4 protein-coding genes (1 of these 4 running past the window's edge) are annotated in these 21,124 nt (G+C 44.3%); all 4 read left to right on the top strand.

Translation table 11 applies throughout. The features are described from left to right. The first annotated feature begins 335 nt into the window (after positions 1-335). A complete protein-coding gene (locus AXF12_RS11160) occupies positions 336-16,292 on the top strand; it encodes a T9SS type B sorting domain-containing protein (RefSeq protein WP_066431252.1) in 15,957 nt (5,318 codons plus the stop codon). A 319-nt stretch (positions 16,293-16,611) separates the two neighbouring features. Next, entirely contained in the window at positions 16,612-19,461 is a 2,850-nt protein-coding gene (locus AXF12_RS11155; protein WP_066431250.1) for a 2-oxoglutarate dehydrogenase E1 component, read from the top strand. A 32-nt stretch (positions 19,462-19,493) separates the two neighbouring features. Then, the gene (locus AXF12_RS11150) at positions 19,494-20,387 is read left to right on the top strand and encodes a DUF4299 family protein (RefSeq protein ID WP_066431247.1); all 894 of its coding nucleotides are present in this window, start codon (positions 19,494-19,496) and stop codon (positions 20,385-20,387) included. A 30-nt stretch (positions 20,388-20,417) separates the two neighbouring features. Then, positions 20,418-21,124, top strand: the 5' portion of a protein-coding gene (locus tag AXF12_RS11145; RefSeq protein ID WP_066431244.1) for a DUF4299 family protein. The gene runs 199 nt beyond the window's last position; only the first 707 of its 906 coding nucleotides appear in the window; the start codon lies at positions 20,418-20,420; the stop codon falls past the right edge of the window.

Genomic DNA, 21,124 nt, shown 5'->3' with positions numbered 1-21,124 from the left:
GTTAATTTTTTGATTATTGTTTTTTAATTAAAATAAATGTTTTACTTTTGCGGTTGAGTAGTGTAGTGTAACTATTATACAGAGCAATATGCAGAAAAGCCTTTTAGAGGTATGTTTGTATACTACTTTGTAAGTCAATTTGTTATAAAAATACATTGCTTAGGGTAATTTGATAGCCCGAGGCTTAGAAAAGCACTTAGATTTGTTAATAGAAGGTTAAAATTTCAGTGGGAGGCTCAGGGCAGTTTAGATAGTAAATAAAGTATGTGTGGCTGCGAGCTATGCAATATAAAAACTACGGAAAGATGATATTACGACATATAACTTCAACGAGTATGAAAAAGTTATTTTTATTACAATGTTTCTTATGGGCGTCTGTTGCCGCCTTTGCACAAACGTTAAAGCCTTATGCACCTATCTACCAAGAGACGGTAAAGGGGGATATGTTGGTAATAGGAAACTCTATTATCAATAAGGGGAAGTATCCAGCCAATACTCCCACAAAGGTAGTTTTCCCATTAAAGAATGAAGATTCAAATAATAGTGTGGAGCTCAACTTTACCGATGTGGATAATGATCCGAGTACCTTTAACTCGAGTTCGGCTGACCTGCTTAATCCTGTAAAAGGGGTAAATGCTCGTTGTTCGAAGATTAAGAAGGCCTACCTCTATTGGGCTGCTCATTTTACAAGAGATAAGCTAAACAAAGGGCGTCTGATGCAAGCTAACTTTAATAAGGTGAAGTTTAAAACACCTAATGGAGGCTATCAGCAGCTCACAGCCGATGAGCTTATTTTTGATGGTCTTACGGGAGGTGTTCCAGAAGTAGGTAAAGAGAATAGGGCGTATATTGCTCGTAAGGATGTTACTAACTTAGTAGCGGCAGGAGGCTTTGGTACCTACTTTGTCGCTGATATGCAAGCTCCTCAGCAAACAGCCTCTGAAGTTAACAGTTCTGCAGGTTGGGTGCTTTATGTCGTATATGAAAACCCTGATATAAGAAGCCATTATATTACTCTGTTCAATGGCTTTGCTACTGTAATTAATAAGCCAAATGGTGCTGTTACCTTCCCTATCTCAGGATTTAAAACAACCCCTGTGGGAACTGTAAATGCCAAAATAGGTTTTGCTGCTCTGGAAGGGGAGCTCCCTTGGATAGATGATGCGGTTCAAATTAAAGGGAAGAACCCTAATTTTGAATATATACAAGCTCCAGGACGTCAAGATTTACTTGATAATCTATGGTGTCATAGAAAAGGACCTAACTTCTTTAACAGTACTGTTACTGATGAGAATGGTATTAACACTCATCGTAACCCTGCTTCTGAGAACCTCTTTGGTTTTGATGCGGGGATTGCTGATGTACCCAACTCTGGGAATCATATCTTAGACAATACCACTACTTCTGTACAAATCAAGCTTACCGCAGAAGGTGGGTGCTCTGATGCTTACAACCCTTTTATGTTTGCCTTTAGTATTGAGGTAATGCGCCCTGAGGTGGAATTGGTGAAAACTGTTTGGAATACGTCAAACCAAAATATCACAGGTCAACAAATACAAAAAGGAACACCTTTAGTATATCAATTACAGTTTAGAAATACAGGGGCAGATGATGTAGAAGGAATGGTGATCACTGATAAACTGCCTTCTACTATCGACTTCGACCCTGCTACGGCTAACTATCAATTTCCTAATAGTCCAGGGATGACTGCTGCAGATGTGAGCTACAATGTCGCTAACCACGAACTCACCTTTAGGATACCTAATTCTTTGGTGAGCCGTGAAGACCACGCTTGGCACCAAATACGCTTCTCAGTAAAGGCAGCATCTGATTGTAGTAGGTATATTGACGCCTGCTCTAATGTGATTAAGAATCAAGCGGTGGCTACAGGGAAAGGTAAAGAGGATAAAAAACAATTTACAGCCCAGAGCTATAATGGGGTCGACTGTTCTACCCGTGAGGAAGGTCCTTCGAATGTGGTGGTTGACCTAAGCAACTGTGTGGCTGAGCGTACTGAAGTGCTCTGTAAAGGCAAGGTGACCATCACAGCAGGTAATGGCTTCGATACTTACCGTTGGACTAAAAAAGGCTCTACCCAAGTATTAGGAACAAAGCAGACTTTAGAGGTGTCTGAGCCTGGGGTCTACAGAGTGGACAAAACAAAACCTGGTTGTGTGAATGCTCCTGAAGAGATCACTGTAAAATACTACGAAGAGGTACTTAACAACCCTATCTCAAAATATATCAACGATAAGAGAATCAATGGTGAGGTATTCAAGTGTGCCAACGATGGCTTGGATTACCCACAGATCTACTTGTGTGGGGCTAATGCTAGAGCAGAAATCAGCCTCAGTGGTAGGGTGAATAACGCTGTCAGCTATAAATGGCAGAAGCGTGTGAATTGTACTGTGCCATCTTCACACCCTAAGGACTGCCCAGTACGCAATGAATACGGCTGTACTTGGCAGGATGTTGCCACAGGTCCTAACGTATCGCTGCGAGATAGGGGCGACTACCGTGTGGAAATCACCTACAATCCAGGGCAGTGTGTGGCTACCCACTACTTCACTATTACTAAGAATGATATAAGACCTCAAGTAGATAAGCGCGATATTATCTGTACTAAAAAAGGTACTATCAAAATCAATAATGTACCTACTAATTATAAGTTTGCGCTTTATCAAGGTACTTCAATGTTGAAAAACTACCAAGATAGCAGTGAGTTTACTATTGATAACCCAGGTACTTATACGGTAAAGATCAAACAAGAGCTCACTACTACGGCTACTTACTCTCCTTGTATCTTTGAGGAAACCGTACAAATAGATAAACGTACGCCTAACTTGGTGGTTACTACTAAACCGATGAACTGTTCTACTAGTCAAGGTAGTATCCGTATACAACTTGAGGGCAACCCTTATCCACCTATTACGTATACCATCAAAAGAGATAACGCCACTAAGGATATCGTCGATGGTCCTACAAAAACCAATAGTGTGGATTACACCAAAACAGGTTTGAACAACGGTGCTTACATCGTTGAAGCAAAAACCGACGATGGTTGTTCACTCACCCAGCGCGTGACAGTGGCTAAAACTACCGACATACAAGCTACTGCCTCTGTACTACAAGATATTATGTGTGGGGGTCAGGGCTCTGTACGTGTAACAGTCACAGGGGGAACGCCTCACGCTACAACAGGCTATAATGTAGTGATGAGACCTGGTGGAACTTCGCGACAAACATATAAAAATGGCTATACAGACTTCACCATCACCACTGCAGGTACTTACTCCTTTGAAGTGGTAGATCAGAATGGCTGTAAGGTGACTACTGCTGCCGTTACTATTAAGAAGATTGCTGAGCCTTCCTTTACTGCTAACTATGTGCCTACCCAGTGTGGGGCTACCGCTAAGATAGTGGTAACCACCACCAACCCTACAGGCTATAACTTCACTTTTGAATATAGTCTTGACAACGGGACTTACCAAAGCGGTAACGAGTTTCCTGGGGTAGCCTCTGGCAGATCGCATACGGTGAAGGTACGCTATAAATATGGTAGCAATACTTGCGAGCTAAGTCCTAAGACCGTAACCGTTCCTGCACAAACTGACACCCACCTCTTAGCTTCAGCAGGGGTAGAGTCCCTCATCGGTTGTGGTACAGGGGCTAACGCTGATAAAGCTAAAGTACGCTTTACCAATGTAGAGGGCGGTGACGGCAATTACCAGTTTAGCTTCGATGGAGGTAACTCGTGGACTACTAACCGTAGTGCTTATCTGCCAGCAGGTACCCACAACCTATACGTGAAAGACGGTGCAGGCTGTCAAGTAGGTCCTATCAAAGTAGAGGTAAAGAAGAAACCAGATCAACCTAACCTCCAACAACCTACTGTAACCTACAGTTGTGAGGGTAAAGGTAGTTTTACCATCAATAAGCCAGCGGGCTATAACTATGAGTATAGTATAGATGGTGGTGCTACTTGGCGTACAGATAACAACTTTAAGAACTTAGCACCTGGTACTTATAATGTATTGGTACGCTACTCTGATGCTACCATCCCTACTCCTAATGTACTCTTCAATGAAACATTTGGACAAGGTAAGAACACTAGTACACCGTATATTAATAAAAAGTACCACTTACAGCTACAAACAGGCGAGACCCCTAAGAATGCTTTAGGCGGCTTGAGTTCTTACGGACCTCACAAGACCTTAGCTGACGGTGAATATGTGGTGACCCACAGTTTGGGTGCTGATAATAACGGTGCGTGGGTAATCCCTAACGACCATACAGGCTTGCCTGATGGGCGCTACTTGATGGTCAATATTGGTGATATCATAGGTAGAGATGGAGCAATTCTCTATCAGCGCAAGATTACTGATATCCTCCCTAATAAGAAGATTAAATTCTCAATTGCCTTGATGAACCTCTTGGCGTATACTGATGGTCGCTACCCAGGTGGTGCACCTGATATCGCTTTAGAGTTGTACTACAACGAAACTGGTATCCTCGACGGTAGCAGCCGTGTAGCTTCTGAGCGTATCAACCCTCGTATTCGTGGTTGGCGCAATGCCAACGACTGGACAGTAAAAACCTTTGAGCTTGATCCGGGCACTCACGGCACGCTTTATGCGGTAGTTCGCTCATACAGTGACGTGACTGATGGTAATGACTTGGCTATTGACGATATCTACCTATGGCAGCAGCCTGAAATATGTCCTTTCACCCAGACCATTACGGTGAAAGTAGACAATGGTCGAGCTTTCAAAATAGATGATTCATCAGAACGAACTACGCAGCCGACTTGTAATACAGGTACGGGCAGTTATCAAATAGGGGTGCTTAACCCTCCTGCTGCGGGTTATTATGTGTCAAAAGATGGAGGTGCCTTTGTAAGAGAAACAGCAAACCCATTTGTATGGAATAATATTGCTCCAGGTAATCACCGCGTAGTAATTAGCTATGAGGCTAATAACACTACTCCTTGTAAGTTTACAAAGAATGTCAATATCTCAGCACCTACAGCTATAACAGCACCAACTGTACAAGGGGGTGACTTAGGTTGTAGCCCTGCTACCTTTGAACTCATAGCAACAGGAGTTACAGGTGGTAAAGCACCTTATAAATACAATTTCTATAGAGGAACAACACGCCTTGCGGGACCACAGGCTTCTAATAAACATACAGTTAATGCTGCAGGTACTTACACTGTATGGGCAGTAGATGACAATGGTTGTGAGGGTGCAAAAACAACTGTTGTGGTAAATCCTGCAAAAACACTTACACTTCAAGAAAACGCTACTGGCTCTGATTACTGTGCAGCTCCCACTGCTAAGGTGGCTGTAAAAGTAACTGTGACAGGAGGGGGTTCAGAAGCTCCGTATACCTATAAGTTAAATGGAATTGTAAAATCACCTAACAACCCTTCAGATACTTACGTATTTACAGGTTTGTCAGCAGGCAATTATACTGCTGAGGTGATAGGTAAGAACGGCTGTAGTGCTACTTATAATTTTGAAGTAAAGAATAAAATACAAACAGTAGGAGGAGCAGTAGTTATTAAAGATATTTTCTGTACAGCAGCTAATAAGAATGGTAAGATCACTTTGACAGTAAAGGATGGCTACCCACCATATACCTACATTATTAGAAGAGGAACTACCCAAGTACAAGGGGCAACTCCAGTGCCTCCTACGGGGGTTATTTCTTATGAAACGGCTACTGCTGGCACCTATACCTTTGAGGTAACTGACAGCAAAGGATGTAAAGTAACAGCTTCTGCTACTCTTACAGAACCTGCGGCTCCTACCGTTACAGTTACTACTACAGATATTAAATGTAATGGAGCTGGTAATGGTGAGGCTAAAGTTACTATAACAGGAGGTACTGCACCTTATAATCTCTTTATAGGCACTACACCAAAGGGTATGAGCAATGGGCAAATTACTCTTACAGGTATAGCTGTGGGAACACATACGTTAAAAATAGTAGATGCCAAAGGCTGTGAAACGACTACTACTATTGTGATAAGAGAACCAGAGCCATTAGTTGGCTTTGCTGCCGTAGCAGGGCTTATAGGCTGTGGCTCTGGTGCCAATGCTGACAAGGCAAAAGTGCGTATCTCGAACGTGAAAGGTGGTACACCACCTTACCAATACAGTTTTGGTGGTAATTTTAGCAGTAACAAAGAAGTATGGGTACCAGCTGGCACACATACTGTAACCATACGTGATGCCAAAGGCTGTGAAAAACAGCTTACGGTAACCGTACCACCCAAGATAGCTGACCCTGTTGTTACCCAAACTATCGTTGATTACGATTGTGAAGGTAAGGCTACTGTGCGCTTTACAGGAACTCCAGGTAGTTACAACTTTGAATACCACATAGGTGGTAAGGTAGCCTCTGGTACTACGGGCACCATTTCAGGGCTTACCCCTGGTACTTATACGGCTACTATTAAGTATAGAAATACCGTTCTACCAGCAAACTCAATGTTAATAGATGAGGATTTTGGTTTTGGAGCAGAGGCTTGTTTAGGTGAAATAGATCCTTTGGCAACAATAGAATTGCAATGTTTCCAAAACTGTCCTACAACAAGAGATTGCTTGGTAAATCACAATGGTTATGGTATTGTTAATCGTAAGTCACAAGCACTTATGATTAATGTTTTTCCTGGTAGTTGGACACAACCAAACTCACGTCATTACGCTGCTGGTACAGTATTAGGCGATACTGACCGCTTTATGAATATGGATATGGCAGACGGACAGCCAGGAACTAATGATATTCTCTATGAAAAATTAGTGAATGATGTAGATCCAACAAGGAAGATAAAATTTGAACTCTGGATATACAATTTATTCCAAGACAATAGCATACCTTCTCCACAAGGAAAATTACCAGAAGACCCTGAATTAACATTCGAGATAGTTGATGCTTCTAATAATGTACTATTTAGAAAAGATTCTGGTAAAATACCTAAGAATGGAGGAAATCCAGATGCTTGGATAAAGTTTGATGGAGAGTCTACTAATGTTGCAGGAACAAGTTCGGTAAAGATACGTATACGTAATAAAAACTTTACAGGATATGGTTGCGACTTCTTGGTAGATGATATTAAAGCGTTCCAAGAACCTGAAACTTGTTGGCTTGAAAAAGAAATAACAGTGAATGTACCTACTGGTCACGAGTTTAAAGTGACACAAGAGGGTCAAACCAACGCTACTTGTAATGGTACTAATACTGGTAAGGTAAAATTCAAGGTAGAAAACATAGGAAGCAGTGGCAGCACTTATAATATCAAGGTAAACAATGTAGCTCGCCCAGCACTGCAAAACCTTACAGCAGCTACAATAGAGATAGACAACTTGCAACCTGGTAGCAATACCATTGTGTTTGAAAACCGTGGTTGTGTGGTTACCAAGACAGTTAATATTACTCAACCTAACCCATTGAGTCTTACAGCTACCATAACTACACCAGCAATGTGTTCGAACAATAAAGTTGCAAGAGTAACTCTTACAACTGTGGGAGGTACACCAGCATATACCTATACTTGGCACCCAGCAGGCGGCGGAGCTCCTATGACACAAAGTTCACCAATGTTTGATATCACAGCACCAGCAAGTGGTAGCTTTGTAGTGAAAGATGCTAATGGTTGTGTGGCTACTACTACAGGTTCCTTCACCGTGCGAGAGCCTAAACTAGTAACCTTTAATACTGAAAAAGTAGGATGCTATTCAGGTAATAATGATGGCTGGATAGAAGTGAAGAATATCGACGGTAACGATGGCTATAAGTTACAGATAGATGGCGGTACCTCTATAACACTTACTGCAGGTGCAACAAACTATAGGTTCAACGGCTTAAGCCAAGGTACTCATACCATTAGGGTAATAGATCAGTATGGCTGTGAAAGCAGTACAACCGTTACTATTGATGGCAAGCTTGATGTAAATACCTCGGTAGTGCCAGTAAGTTGTGTAGCAGGTAAGATTACAGTAACTGCTACAGGTGGTAATGGCACTTATCAATATGCCTTTAAAGAAGCGGGTACAGCAGGTGCCCCTGTTTATGGTGCTGCAAATAGCATTACAGTACCCGTCTTTGCAGGTACTTCTAAAAACTATGAAATATACGTTAAGTCAGGCGATTGTACTAAGACCTCTACAGTAACCGTTAATAAAGCGGATGATGTTGACTTTACCCTTACGAAGGTTGAACCTTCTTGTAACGGTAGTGCCGATGGTAAGATAACCTTGAATAACATCAAAGGCGATACTACCTTTACAGTTACCGTAACAGGCGGGGCAACACCTCAAACCTTTGGAGGTATCAACACACGCACCTACACTATTAATAACTTAGCGGCAGGTAGCTATTCAATAGGTGTAACCGATAAGTATGGTTGTGTGGTAAATAAAACTATCACCCTTGCCGACTTCCCAGTCCTTGAAGGTACACTTAGCGTTACAGCAGGCACAGGGCAATGTACAACTACAGGTACAACAGCCATAGGCTTAACAGTTCATATCAAGCCAGCTGACTACACGAACTACACCGCACGTTATGATTTGTGTTATAGTGTAGATAACGGTACTTCTTGGCACGCAGTAACAGGCGCCAACACCAACATACCTGTAGGTAGTGGTTATACGCCAGGTACTTCGGTAATATTACAGTTAAAGACCATCACTAAGGGCGGCAACTGTGCTACTGACCCTGCAATCTGTACAGCTCAAATGGCAGCTTACGTCGTGCCAGGTCCTATCAAAGGGGTAACAGTGTCAACAACAGTACCTACCTTTACCAATGGTTGTGCACACGCACCAGCAGGCTTTAATGCAACAGTAACTGTTCCAGCAGGTGAAGGTAACCCACCATTCCAATACCGTGTTAACGGTGGTGCTTGGGAGCCAACAACACCTACACCAAATAGAACCTATACATTTAACAATCTCATCGTAGGTAGAACTTACCTATTTGAGGTAAAAGATAGTTATGGCTGTATTGCAGTTAGTGAAAAAGATATATATGAAGGAGTGGCTACACCAGCGGTTACCGTAACTACTGAACCTAAGCACTTATGTGCAGGTACAACCACTGGCGGTCAGCTTACTATCACAGTAACACGTAGTGCAAGCTATACAAGCCTTCCAGCAAATGCAACCTACAACTGGACAATCCATCAGAAAACGCCAGGCTTAGGCACAACACCAGGTCCTGTAATGGCAACAGGAGGTCCTCGACCATTCCTTGCCGCAGGAGTGCCTGACACCTTCGTAGCCCCAGTGCCAGCAAACTTAGCCGCGGGTACTTACTACGTGGTCATTAGGGAAAATACACCTAATGCTTGTCAGTGGGGTAGCCGTGATGTGGAAATAAAAGTACTGTCGCCATTGACACTTACTTTCACAGCAACTACCAATATCACTTGTGCTACTGATGGTACAATAGATATTAAAGCCAATGGTGGTGGCGGTAAGTATACTTACAAGGTAGAGCCTGCAAATCCAGCTGACTTTGTCAACCCAATAGCAGCAAGCACAGCACCTACTTTGACAGTGCCACGTAGCAATATTGCAAATGCACCAGTACATCCAGACCCTGCAAAGAATGTAACAGTGAATATCACCGTTACTGACCAGTATGGCTGTACCGACGTGAAGCAGCATACCTTTGTGGTACCACCTTCACCTAAGATCAACCGTATAGAAGGCGAAACTTGTAGCACAACCCTCGGCTTGAAAGTATGGCCACAGGCTAAAGCACCAGCAAGTCCTAATACCGATGCCCCACCTACTGAGCTTGGCAACTACGAGTATACTATCGATGGCGGTGTTTCTTGGCAAGCAAGTAACGTATTCACAGGCTTAGTGCCTACCACTTACGACGTGAGAATACGTGAAAAAGCTACAGGTTGTGAATACACTTACCCAGGTGGTTATGTACTCAGCCCAACCTTAGAGGTAGAGTTGAGTGTTGATAAGCACATCTCTTGTAATACACCACCTGATGGTGCTATCAAAATAGAAGTGAAGAAAGGTTCAGGTAAATATCACTTTACCGTGACAGGACCTGCAGGTGCTACACCTGCCAGTGGTACGATAGTGGCACCAGCTACGGTTCAGAATATCAATGTTACCACAGCAGGGGTATATACTATCAACGTACACGACGAAGCTACACCAGCAAGTTGTGTAGGCTTTACTAAGACGATAACAGTAAATGCTGGTGAGGTGCCTAACTTCGATGTGAATACCCAATCAGTAACCTGCCACGGCGGTACTGATGGTGCTATCTATATCATCGAGACTAATGCAGCGATAGGGGCTTATACGTATGCTATTCAAGGTTCTGCAGGGGTAGTACCTGCTCCAGGAGCTGATAAGAAGATACCTAACTTAAAGGCAGGTGTCTATACTATCACAGCTACAGCACCTAATAACTGTCAGTTCACCAGAACGGTAACCGTAGGTGAACCAACAGCTATAACTGTTAGTGCTACACAAATACAAGTTCAGCAGTTTGGTTGCGACCCATCGGGTAACGCACAGAGTGCACAGATCACAGTGCCTAATAGCGCTATCTCTGGTGGTACACCACCATACGTGATAAGCTATCAATTTAAGGCGGTCACAGGTACAGGTAATACATTCATCATTGGTGATGCTACAGGGGGTATAGCAACCATCACCATCACCGATAGCAGTGGATGTAGTACAGTCACTACGCGACAAATATTGCCTTACGAAGGCTTTGATGAAAATACGGCTACTGTAACGGTAACAGGTGGTACTTGTGCGACAGGTGATACAGCACAAGTGAAAGTACAACGTCTTGGTGGTGGTAGCTTTACAGCAGGTCAGGTATTCTATGCTCATAGTGCTACGAAACCTACATCACCTATCGGTACAGCACCTGAGTGGCAGGCAAGTAATACATTTACTAATTTAGCAGTAAATACCTTGCATACCTTCTGGATTGGTCACAAAACTACGGGCTGTATCATCCAAGTAGGCTATCGCTCAGTCGATCCTAACAACTTTAGGATTACCGATCCAAGAATTAAGAATGTAACTTGTAAAGGTGATAACGACGGTACGGCATCGTTCACATTGAGCAATACTGTTGCAGGTCACAATTACCAAGCTACCTTCCAAACATCAGCAGGTGGTACTACTATCGCACCGATAACTGTACCAGCAAGCAACATCATTACGGTGCCAAACTTGAAACCTGCTACCTATACAATGACAGTAACTGACTTGACCTCTCAGTGTGTACAAAGCACTACCTTCACTATTGAAGAGCCAGATGCAGCACTGACAGCCACCACAAGCGTACAGTCAATCACTTGTCAGGGTAATGATGGTAAGATAAGTGTGGTAAGCCCAACAGGTGGATGGGGCAGCTACGAATATTATGTAGGTAATACAGCACCAACACCAAGCTCAGTTTGGTTGACTACTAATGAGTTTAGCAACTTGGCACCAGGTACTTACCACGTATGGATACGTGATAGAGGTGGATGTGCTAAGCCAGTAGGAGGCACAGTTATGCTTGTCAATCCAAACCCTATAACAGGTACAGTTACGATCACAGCTCAGAACTGTGGTGTAAATGTAGGTCAGATCACCGTACAGAATGTACAAGGTGGTGCAGGCAAGGATTACATATATCAATTGATAAAAGACGGAGCTCCATTAGGAAGCCCACAAACAAGTAATGTATTCAGCGGTCTCGGCGCAGGTCACTATCAGGTGGTAGTATCTGATGCTTGGGGTTGTACAGCAACGCTCACTTCATCAGCTACCCTTTACGACCCTGTAACCGATGTAGACGCTAAGATCACTAAGCAAGTAACTTGTACACCTGCTACAGGGGCTACGCTCTCAGTTACTTACCAAGGTGGTTCTAGTAACTTGTGGTTCACATTGAAGACAAGCCCAGCGGGTACGGTAGTTCAACAGAATGCAATAGGCGTATTCACTAACGTCCCAGCAGGTAAGTACAAAGTAGATGTATTCGACAGAACTACTGGTTGTGCAACCGCAACAACTGCCGCTGAAATTGATGTTACCGATGCAGCGACGGTAACCTTTACCACAACCCAAACCAATGTAAGTTGCCACGGCGACAACAACGGTTCGTTTGTAGTAACCTTACCAGCATCGCAAACACAAACAGACTATCAAGTAAGGGTGGTAGGTGCAGCACCGTTTACACCACGTGTTGAAACAGTGAACACCACACCTAAGGATATCCGCTTTGAAGGTCTTACTGCGGGAGTTTACACAATCACAGTAACCTCATCACGTAGCTGTACAACTACCAGCACAGTAACCATTACAGAGCCTAATAAGCTAATTGTAAGCAATACCACTACGGTGACTACTCACTTCAAGTGTGATGCTGACAACAACGCGATGCAGGCAGTAATCAAAGCCGTTGCCGACGGAGGTACAGCACCTTATCAGTACGCCTTCCAAGTGTACGACGGCACAAGCACCAATACATCTGCCTTTACAAATAGCGATGTATACAGTGTGACAAGTGCAGGCAGTGCTACACAGACTATTGTAGTGTATGTACGCGATGCCAACGGTTGTACAGCAAGCAATAGCACTACACCTATTGTATTGCCACCGCTTAAGCGTATCACTGATATAGGTATTGTTAAGACGCAACCTATTAACTGTAATCAACCTGAAAAGATTGATATTACCATAGTAGGAGGCTCTAATAAGGGATATCGTATCGATATCACTACAACAGGAGCAGGCACACCAGTACCAGCTACGCAAACCCTTACAGCAGGAGTGAATACACTCAATGGAGTACAGTTTGATAAACCGGGTAACTACACTATTCAAGTCACAGACCTTGCAACAGATTGTTATACCTCAACAAACTACTTCATTGATAAGTTCGACACTATTGAAGCGAAGGCTACTGTAAGCAGCTCTGTAACTTGCTACGGTGCTAATGATGGTAACATAGAGCTTACTATTACAGGCTATCGAGGAAGCTATCGCTACACAGTATACGATGCGAATACCTTAACACCTATCACGCCTCCTAAGACAGCTGTGATACCAGGTTCAGGTAGTGCAACAAGAACAGATTTGATCACAGGCTTGCCACAAGGTAGCTATGTGGTACGTATAGAAGAGCAACAATCGCCATTCTGTACCGTTACTACTACGACAGCTATCATAGGTCAGCCAAGTGCACCGATCACCTTGTCGCCAACAATCACTAATCGCCTTACTTGCAACGGTGGCGGTAATGACGGAGCCTTCAGTATTGATGCAAAAGGTGGCTGGGGTACTTACGAATACCGATTGCTGGTAGGTGGTACACCACACGCAGTTTATGGTACTTATAGCGATACCTCAGTGTTCAGAGGCTTAAGTGCAGCTACTTACACAGTTCAAGTAAGAGATAAAGGTGGTTGCGAAACATCAACTAATGTAGTGATAGCTCCACCAACACCGATAACAGCTACTTACACAAGCACTGTGAGAGTAAACTGCTACGGTGATAAGACAGCCGTAATTCAGGTGACCAGCACTACAGGTGGTAGTGGTAACTACACTTACGAGTTGTGGAATGTAGGAGGGGCACAAGTATACGGTACACAAACCGATACTACCTTCTCAGGCTTGTACGCAGGTGTTTATAAAGTGAAGATTATTGACGGTTGGGGTTGTGATACCGAGTTAGGTCCTATCACTATCTTAGAACCTGATGAAATAAGAGTCACTGCAGCGATCGTCGATCCGCAAACCTGCTTGCACCAAGCTACAATATCTGTAACAGCCACAGGCGGTACAGGAGCGTATGCATATGGTGAAAGCGCAACAGGTCCTTGGAGCTCAGTAAATACCTTTGTGAAAGGTACAGGTACTTACACCTTCTATGTACGGGATGCTAACGGATGCGTATCGAAGGCGTCCAACAGTATCGACATTAAGGATGTGCCACCACTTACTATTGGGGTACGTACTGATACCGCTTATGTGAAGTGTAATGGTGATGCTTCGGCTCAGATTACCTTCTCAGCTACAGGTGGATTAGGTAACTATCAATACAAGCTCTATAAAGGTGGGGTAGCTCAAACAGCTACAGCTACTCAGATAAGTGCTACTGACTGGGCATTCGGAGGCTTGACCTCTGGTACTTACCAAGTAGTAGTAACCAGCGTAGACTGTGTGGCTACTGAAACTATTCAGATAAACGAAGCACCAGCATTGCAAGTAGGTGTGGCAACACATACCGACATCAGCTGCTTCGGTGAAAAAGACGGTACAATATCAGTAACGGTAACAGGTGGAACAGGTAAGATACTTTACGCTATCACACCGCGTCTTGACCGCTTCGAAGAAAAGAACTTCTTCGATAAGTTGGCAAAAGGCAAGTACACCGTATTAGCTCAAGATGAAAATGGTTGCTTCCGTGAGTTCCATTTCGAAATCAAGGAACCAACATTGCTCAGAGCAGCGATCGATAAGAAGACTGATGAGGTATGTATAGGCAGTGCCGACGGTACAGTATCTATTACCATCACAGGAGGCACACCTACTTATACCACATCTATTGATAAAGTTACTTGGACACCTAACAAGACCCTCTATACAGGCTTGGCTTCAGGTACACACTTTATCTATGTGAAGGATGCTCGTGGTTGTGAAACTACCGTACCAGTGAATATAGGTGAGGGAGTAGACCTCCAAGCTACTGCAACAGTGGAATACAGCTGTCCTAACAATGGTGTGAAGAACACTATCAAGGCAAGTGTGAACCCACAACATTCAGTACTTACATCATTCAGTTTGGACGGTGGTGCTAAGCAAGCAAGCGGTACCTTCAACAATGTAGCAGCAGGGGTACACACCATCACGTTCGAACACGCTAATGGTTGTACACGTACCTTGACGGTAACAGTAGAGGCTTATACATCGCTTACAGCTACCACTGCTACGAAGACCGATATCACTTGCTACGGCTTGAAGAACGGTACGATTACCTACGAGGTAACAGGTGGTACAGGTAGCTATACCTACGAAATTACGCCGAATACAGGCACATTCTCAGGTACTGGCTATACAGGCTTATCGCAAGGCTATTACACTGTGAAGGTGAGAGATAATGTACTGGGTTGTGAAATATCACAAGTGTTTAACATCATCGAACCTGATCAGCTTATAGCCACAGCGAAGACGGTAACAGAAACCTGCTTCGGACAAAATGATGGAGCATTGAGCTTTACTATCAAGGGTGGTAGACCTGCTTATAACTATACCCTTAAAGATCCATCAGGCAGTGTTATCGGCTCTGGTAACTTAGCTGTAGGGGCAGTGGTTACAAAGACAAGTATGACACCAGGTAGATATATGTTAGAATATGGTGATTCAGGTAGCTGTACACAAACCTTAGAAATAAGTATAGCAGCCGCTCCTGACCTCAGACCATCGCAAGATATAGAAGTGAAAGTGCGTTGTGCTACCTCATCAACAACCTACACAACAGGTTATGTGGTAGTAACCTTTAACAATGCCAACGGAACGCTTACACGTAGCAATACATCGTATGCTATCAATAGCACCGACCCAGCTGATGCGCGTCCGTTTGCAGAGTTCAATGGTAACCAAGCGATCACACACGACATAGATGCAGGTGATAATCAAGAAATCACTATCTTCTATAAGGGTGCAGGAGTAGCTACTGTATGTCACCATACTGTTACTAAGCACTTCGATATCAAGCGTTACCCAGGCTTAGAAGTTAAGGATAAGTCAGATGTACGTCGGCCTAACCACGTGATAGTAGAGGCAAGAGGTGGTCAGCCACCATACACTTACTACTTCAATGGATTGTACAACGGCACTAACGAGTACACTGTAAGAGGTTCCGACCCAGGACGTACAGCTAATGGACGTATCTATAAGACGGTAGTAGTTCGCGCAGTGGATGAGGCAGGATGTGAAACCTTCTTGACACTTGAAAAAGAATACATCAAGTCGGTACCACCTACACACTTCACACCGAACGACGACGGACAGAATGATGGTTGGGATCCAGATCCAGATCGTAGTTATCCAAATGCTGTAACACGCATCTACGACCGATATGGACGTTTGATCAAAGAGTTGCGTGCAGGTGAAAAATGGGATGGACGTTATGACGGTAAGGAAATGCCATCAGGTGACTACTGGTACATAATGCGTCTCAATGATGAAGCTGACGACCGTGAATTTATGGGTCACTTCACTCTATACCGTTAAGAAGCTCATATTAATAAATAATTAAATAGGTTTAAATCCCCTGTGGGAGTGCCTTTGGCACTCCCACAGGGGATTTAATAATACACTTGTTTCTCTTTGAAGTAGGCTTGTCGTGAAGAAGGAAATATGGTAGTTTTTGGTAGATGATAGGATTTTAGTGGATTGATAGAAATTGAGCGTAACTATTTTTATCATAGAGAATTAGAGAAAGTAGGTGAATATTGCATAAAAATTTGTGTTAAAAAGTTTGCCCATCTAAAAAGAAATCCGTACCTTTGCCTACTAATAACGAAACGTAACGAAACGAAACACGCTTATTATGGATAAGTATTCTTTTTTGAATGCCGCAAGTACGGCTTTTTTTGGTGAATTATATGATAAATATTGTGAAAATCCCGATGCAGTAGAGGCAAGTTGGCGCGCCTTTTTTCAGGGGTTTGACTTTGCCCAAGAAGAATATGGTGCGGGCAGTGATACACACGAGGACAGAACCCCACGGGTGGTATCGGAGCTGCACAAGGGTGCTGTGCCCACACAATCGGTTGCTACCTCACAAGCAGTGGTGGTTGCCCCCGAGAAGGTAGAGAAAGAATTGAAAGTTTTGACCCTTATCAATGGGTATCGGCAGTGGGGGCATCTCTTTGCACCCATTAATCCGCTACGCGCGCGCGAGGCATATACCCCCGATTTGAGCCTTGAGGCTTATGGGCTCTCGGAGGCTGATCTGGATACGGTTTTTGATTGTGCCAAGGAGATAGGGCTGCCTGCAAGTGCTTTGCGCACCATCGTTGAGCGGCTTAAAACGCTCTTTTGCACTGCCGTAGCAACTGAGTACACTTATGTGCGCGACCCTCAAGAGCGCGCGTGGATAGAACAGCGTTTGCAAGAGGACCTAGAGCGGCAATTTACTAAGGAAGAAAAGATACAGATACTTACCAAACTCAATGAAGCTACTTCGTTTGAGAACTTCCTACATACGAAATACGTAGGGCAAAAGCGTTTTTCGCTTGAGGGGAATGATACGCTTATCCCTGCGCTTGACTTCCTCATTGAGGAGGCGGGTGAGAAAGGTGTGGAGCACATTGTGTTGGGTATGGCACACCGCGGGCGACTGAATGTGCTCGCAAATATCTTTGACAAGAACCCTCAGGATATTTTCTCCGAGTTTGATGGAAAGGATTACGAGATGGACGACACTTTTGATGGCGATGTGAAGTATCACTTAGGAGTAACGACCTTAAAGGATACGCGCAAGGGCAAGCCTATGGATTTGAACTTGGCACCCAATCCATCACATTTGGAAGCGGTTTCGCCTGTGGTAGAAGGGATTACGCGTGCAAAGCAAGACCACTATTGTGCGGATAATTTTTCAAAAGCACTGCCTATTCTTTTGCACGGCGATGCGGCAGTATCGGGGCAGGGCATCGTCTACGAAGTGTTGCAAATGTGCCGCCTACGCGGTTTCCAAACGGGGGGTACGATCCATATCGTTACAAACAATCAAGTGGGCTTTACCACTAATTACACCGATTCGCGTTCTTCTACCTATTGCACAGATATTGCTAAGTCGCAGGATATACCTGTGCTGCACGTCAATAGTGATAATGCAGAGGCGGTGGTAAAGACCTTTCTCTTTGCGTTGGATTATCGCCAAAGGTTTGGGAAGGATATATTTATAGACCTCTTGGGCTATCGCAAATATGGGCATAACGAGGGTGATGAACCGCGCTTTACGCAACCAAAGCTCTATAAACTCATCGCTAAGCATCCGAATCCGCGTGATATTTATGCCAAGGAGCTGATGGCACAAGGGGTGGTTGATGAGGCGTTTGTTACCCAGATAGAGAATGACTATAAATCGAAATTAGACAACGATTTAGAGGTGTCGCGCAAATACCCAATGACCATCATCAAGCCGTTTATGCTCAATGAATGGGGCGGCTTTGAGCTTGTCGCACGGGAGGTAATGCTCGTATCGGTGAATACTTCTTTTGACAAGGAAAAGTTAGTAGAAATTGCTAAACTGACCACACAGTTGCCTGAGGGAAAGAGTTTTATCAATAAGATAAAGAAGGTGATTGCTGACCGCCGCGAAGGTATCCTTGAGAAGGATGCCATCGATTGGGGTGGAGCGGAACACTTGGCGTACGCATCGCTCTTGGCTGAGGGTTACGATGTGCGCCTGACAGGTGAGGATGTGCAGCGCGGTACGTTCTCGCATCGCCACGCGGTGGTGAAAACGGAGGATACAGAGGAGGAGATTACACCTTTGTATGCATTGAAGAAGGTGCCTGAGTTCGCTAAGGGTACGTTGCATATTTACAATTCGTTACTATCGGAATACGGTGTACTGGGCTATGAGTACGGCTACGCGATGGCAAGCCCCAATACGCTGACGATATGGGAAGCACAGTTTGGCGATTTTGCCAATGGGGCGCAGATAATGATGGATCAGTACATCTCGTGTGGCGAGGATAAGTGGAAGATACAAGACGGGGTTGTGTTGCTATTGCCACACGGCTTTGAGGGGCAGGGCTCTGAGCACTCGTCGGCGCGTGTGGAACGCTACTTGCAGCTTTGCTCGGATAAGAATATGTTTGTAGCTAATTGTACGACTCCTGCTAACTTTTATCACCTATTGCGCCGTCAGATGAAAGCACTTTATCGTAAGCCGTTGGTGGTATTTACCCCTAAGAGTCTGTTGCGCCATCCACAGGTGGTTTCAACCTTGGACGATCTGGCAACAGGTCATTTCCACGAGGTGATTGACGACCCTATTGCTGAGGCTGCCAAAGTAAAGACCGTAGTGTTCTGCTCTGGGCGTTTCTATTACGACCTCTATGCAGAGCGCGAGAAACTCGGGCGTGATGATGTGGCATTGGTACGCCTTGAGCAGCTTTTCCCGTTGCCAATAGCACAACTCAAAGAAGTGCTGGCGAAGTATACGAATGCTGATGACTATGTATGGGCGCAAGAAGAGCCTAAGAACCAAGGGGCTTATGGCTATATGTTGATGAATTTTGATTTGGTGAATTGGCGATTGGCATCTACGCCTGCTTATTCGGCTCCAGCCTCAGGAAGCCATACCCGCGATAGGAAGCGCCACGCAGAGGTGGTAGCAATGGTCTTTGAACGAGGTGCAGATGCGAGGATCAATAGGTATTATTGAGAAGTTAGAAAAATAGAAATGAGAAGGGAGGAATGAGTAGAACATTTTATATTAAGAATACGAAGGCTCCGAAGGTGATGAGCCCTAATGAATTATTGGCGTTGCAGCCAAAGGATTTTGTACAGTACTCATTAAGGGAAGATAATGAGGATTACGATGCTATTATGGCTGCTCCTATCAGTGAATATGGGGTGATGCTTATGGGGCGCGATGAGCACTCAGGTAGAGGCTTTGAGGTGGCGTATGACTCTAAGACTAAGCAGTATGATGTACGGGTATTTACCCCCTCAACCCTTAGCGATTGGGACAGTGCACTGCTCTTTATCAAAAACTTGGGACAGCACTTGGGGTCGCAAGTAGTTGATGAGGAAGAAGTAACCTACGCCCCTGAGGCTATTGATTACGACTATCGCAACGATATTGCCTTTGGCTTGCAGCATTACCAGGAGAATAGCGGCTTTATATTTGGCTGCTATCGTCCTTTGTGTATTGATGGGGCAGTGCGCGAGGCACTGTTAGCAGCAGAGGATAAAGTGCAATTCTTCAGCGATTGGGTAGTAGAACAGCAGAATTTAGATGCTTTTGTAGCTACCCCTATGTTCTATCAAGATCGCAAAAGCAAGGCTATTTATGGGGCGTACGCTATCACAGAGGGGGTTCCTACCGTATTGCCTTATGAGTATCCGCCCTTTATAGACCCTACACGTTGGGATATTAAAGAAGAGGATATCGACAAGTGGGAGCTTACAATGGTGGTTATCAATGGTGATGAGAACGACCCTGAGGCGTATGAGGTAATCGCCAGCATCAACTACCGCGACTTCTTAGCGCATTTACCAGAGGACAGCTATGAGGTGTTAGATGGGCACTATATGGTGGCAACCCTCACCCGCGAGGTGATGAAAGAGTTGAGTAATGAGGTGTGAGTAACGAGTAGTTAGAAGCAAGAAGTAACAATGGGAAAATATTTTTATATTGAGAATACGCAGGCTCCTGAGGTGATGAGCCCTAAGGAATTGCTGGCGTTGCCCTCTGAGGCATTTGAGCAGTACGAACTCTCAGAGGTAGCAGAGGACTATGAAAAGGTGATGAATGCACCTATCTCCGATTTTGGTGAGATGTTAATAGGCTTAAAAGGGCTAAGCGGTCGGGGTTTTGTAGTGAGCTACAATCAAGGGGAAGCCACTTATGATGTGCGTGCCTTTACTCCTGCAACACTCCACGATTGGGAAGGTTGTTTGGCATTTGTCAAGAGCCTTGCCAATCATCTGGGAACGCAGGTGCTTACTGATGAGGGGGATGAGGTGCGCGCCTACGACCCTGAGCATATTGACTATGACTATCGTAAGGATATTGCCAGCGGTATTGCCCTTTTTGAGCAGCAAGAGGCGGATAAAGAAATACTTGTCTATGGGGTGTACTCACCTGTGGTGTTCAATGAGAAATACCGCAAAGCACTTTTGGAGGCTGAGGATAGGGTGGCTTATTTTAGCCATTTTATACAAAGTTTACAGCACACAGATGCCTACGATGCCGATCTGAATTTCTATGAGATAGATGGTGCATTGCAAGGTTTTTACTCCCTTATAGCAGGCGATGCAGTGCTCTTACCGTATACTATTCCTCCTTTTATTGACCCTACGCGTTGGAATATTAAGGCAGA

The sequence above is a fragment of the Capnocytophaga haemolytica genome (assembly GCF_001553545.1).
Taxonomy (GTDB): Bacteria; Bacteroidota; Bacteroidia; order Flavobacteriales; family Flavobacteriaceae; genus Capnocytophaga; species Capnocytophaga haemolytica.
This window is presented reverse-complemented; position numbering and strand designations above follow the sequence as displayed.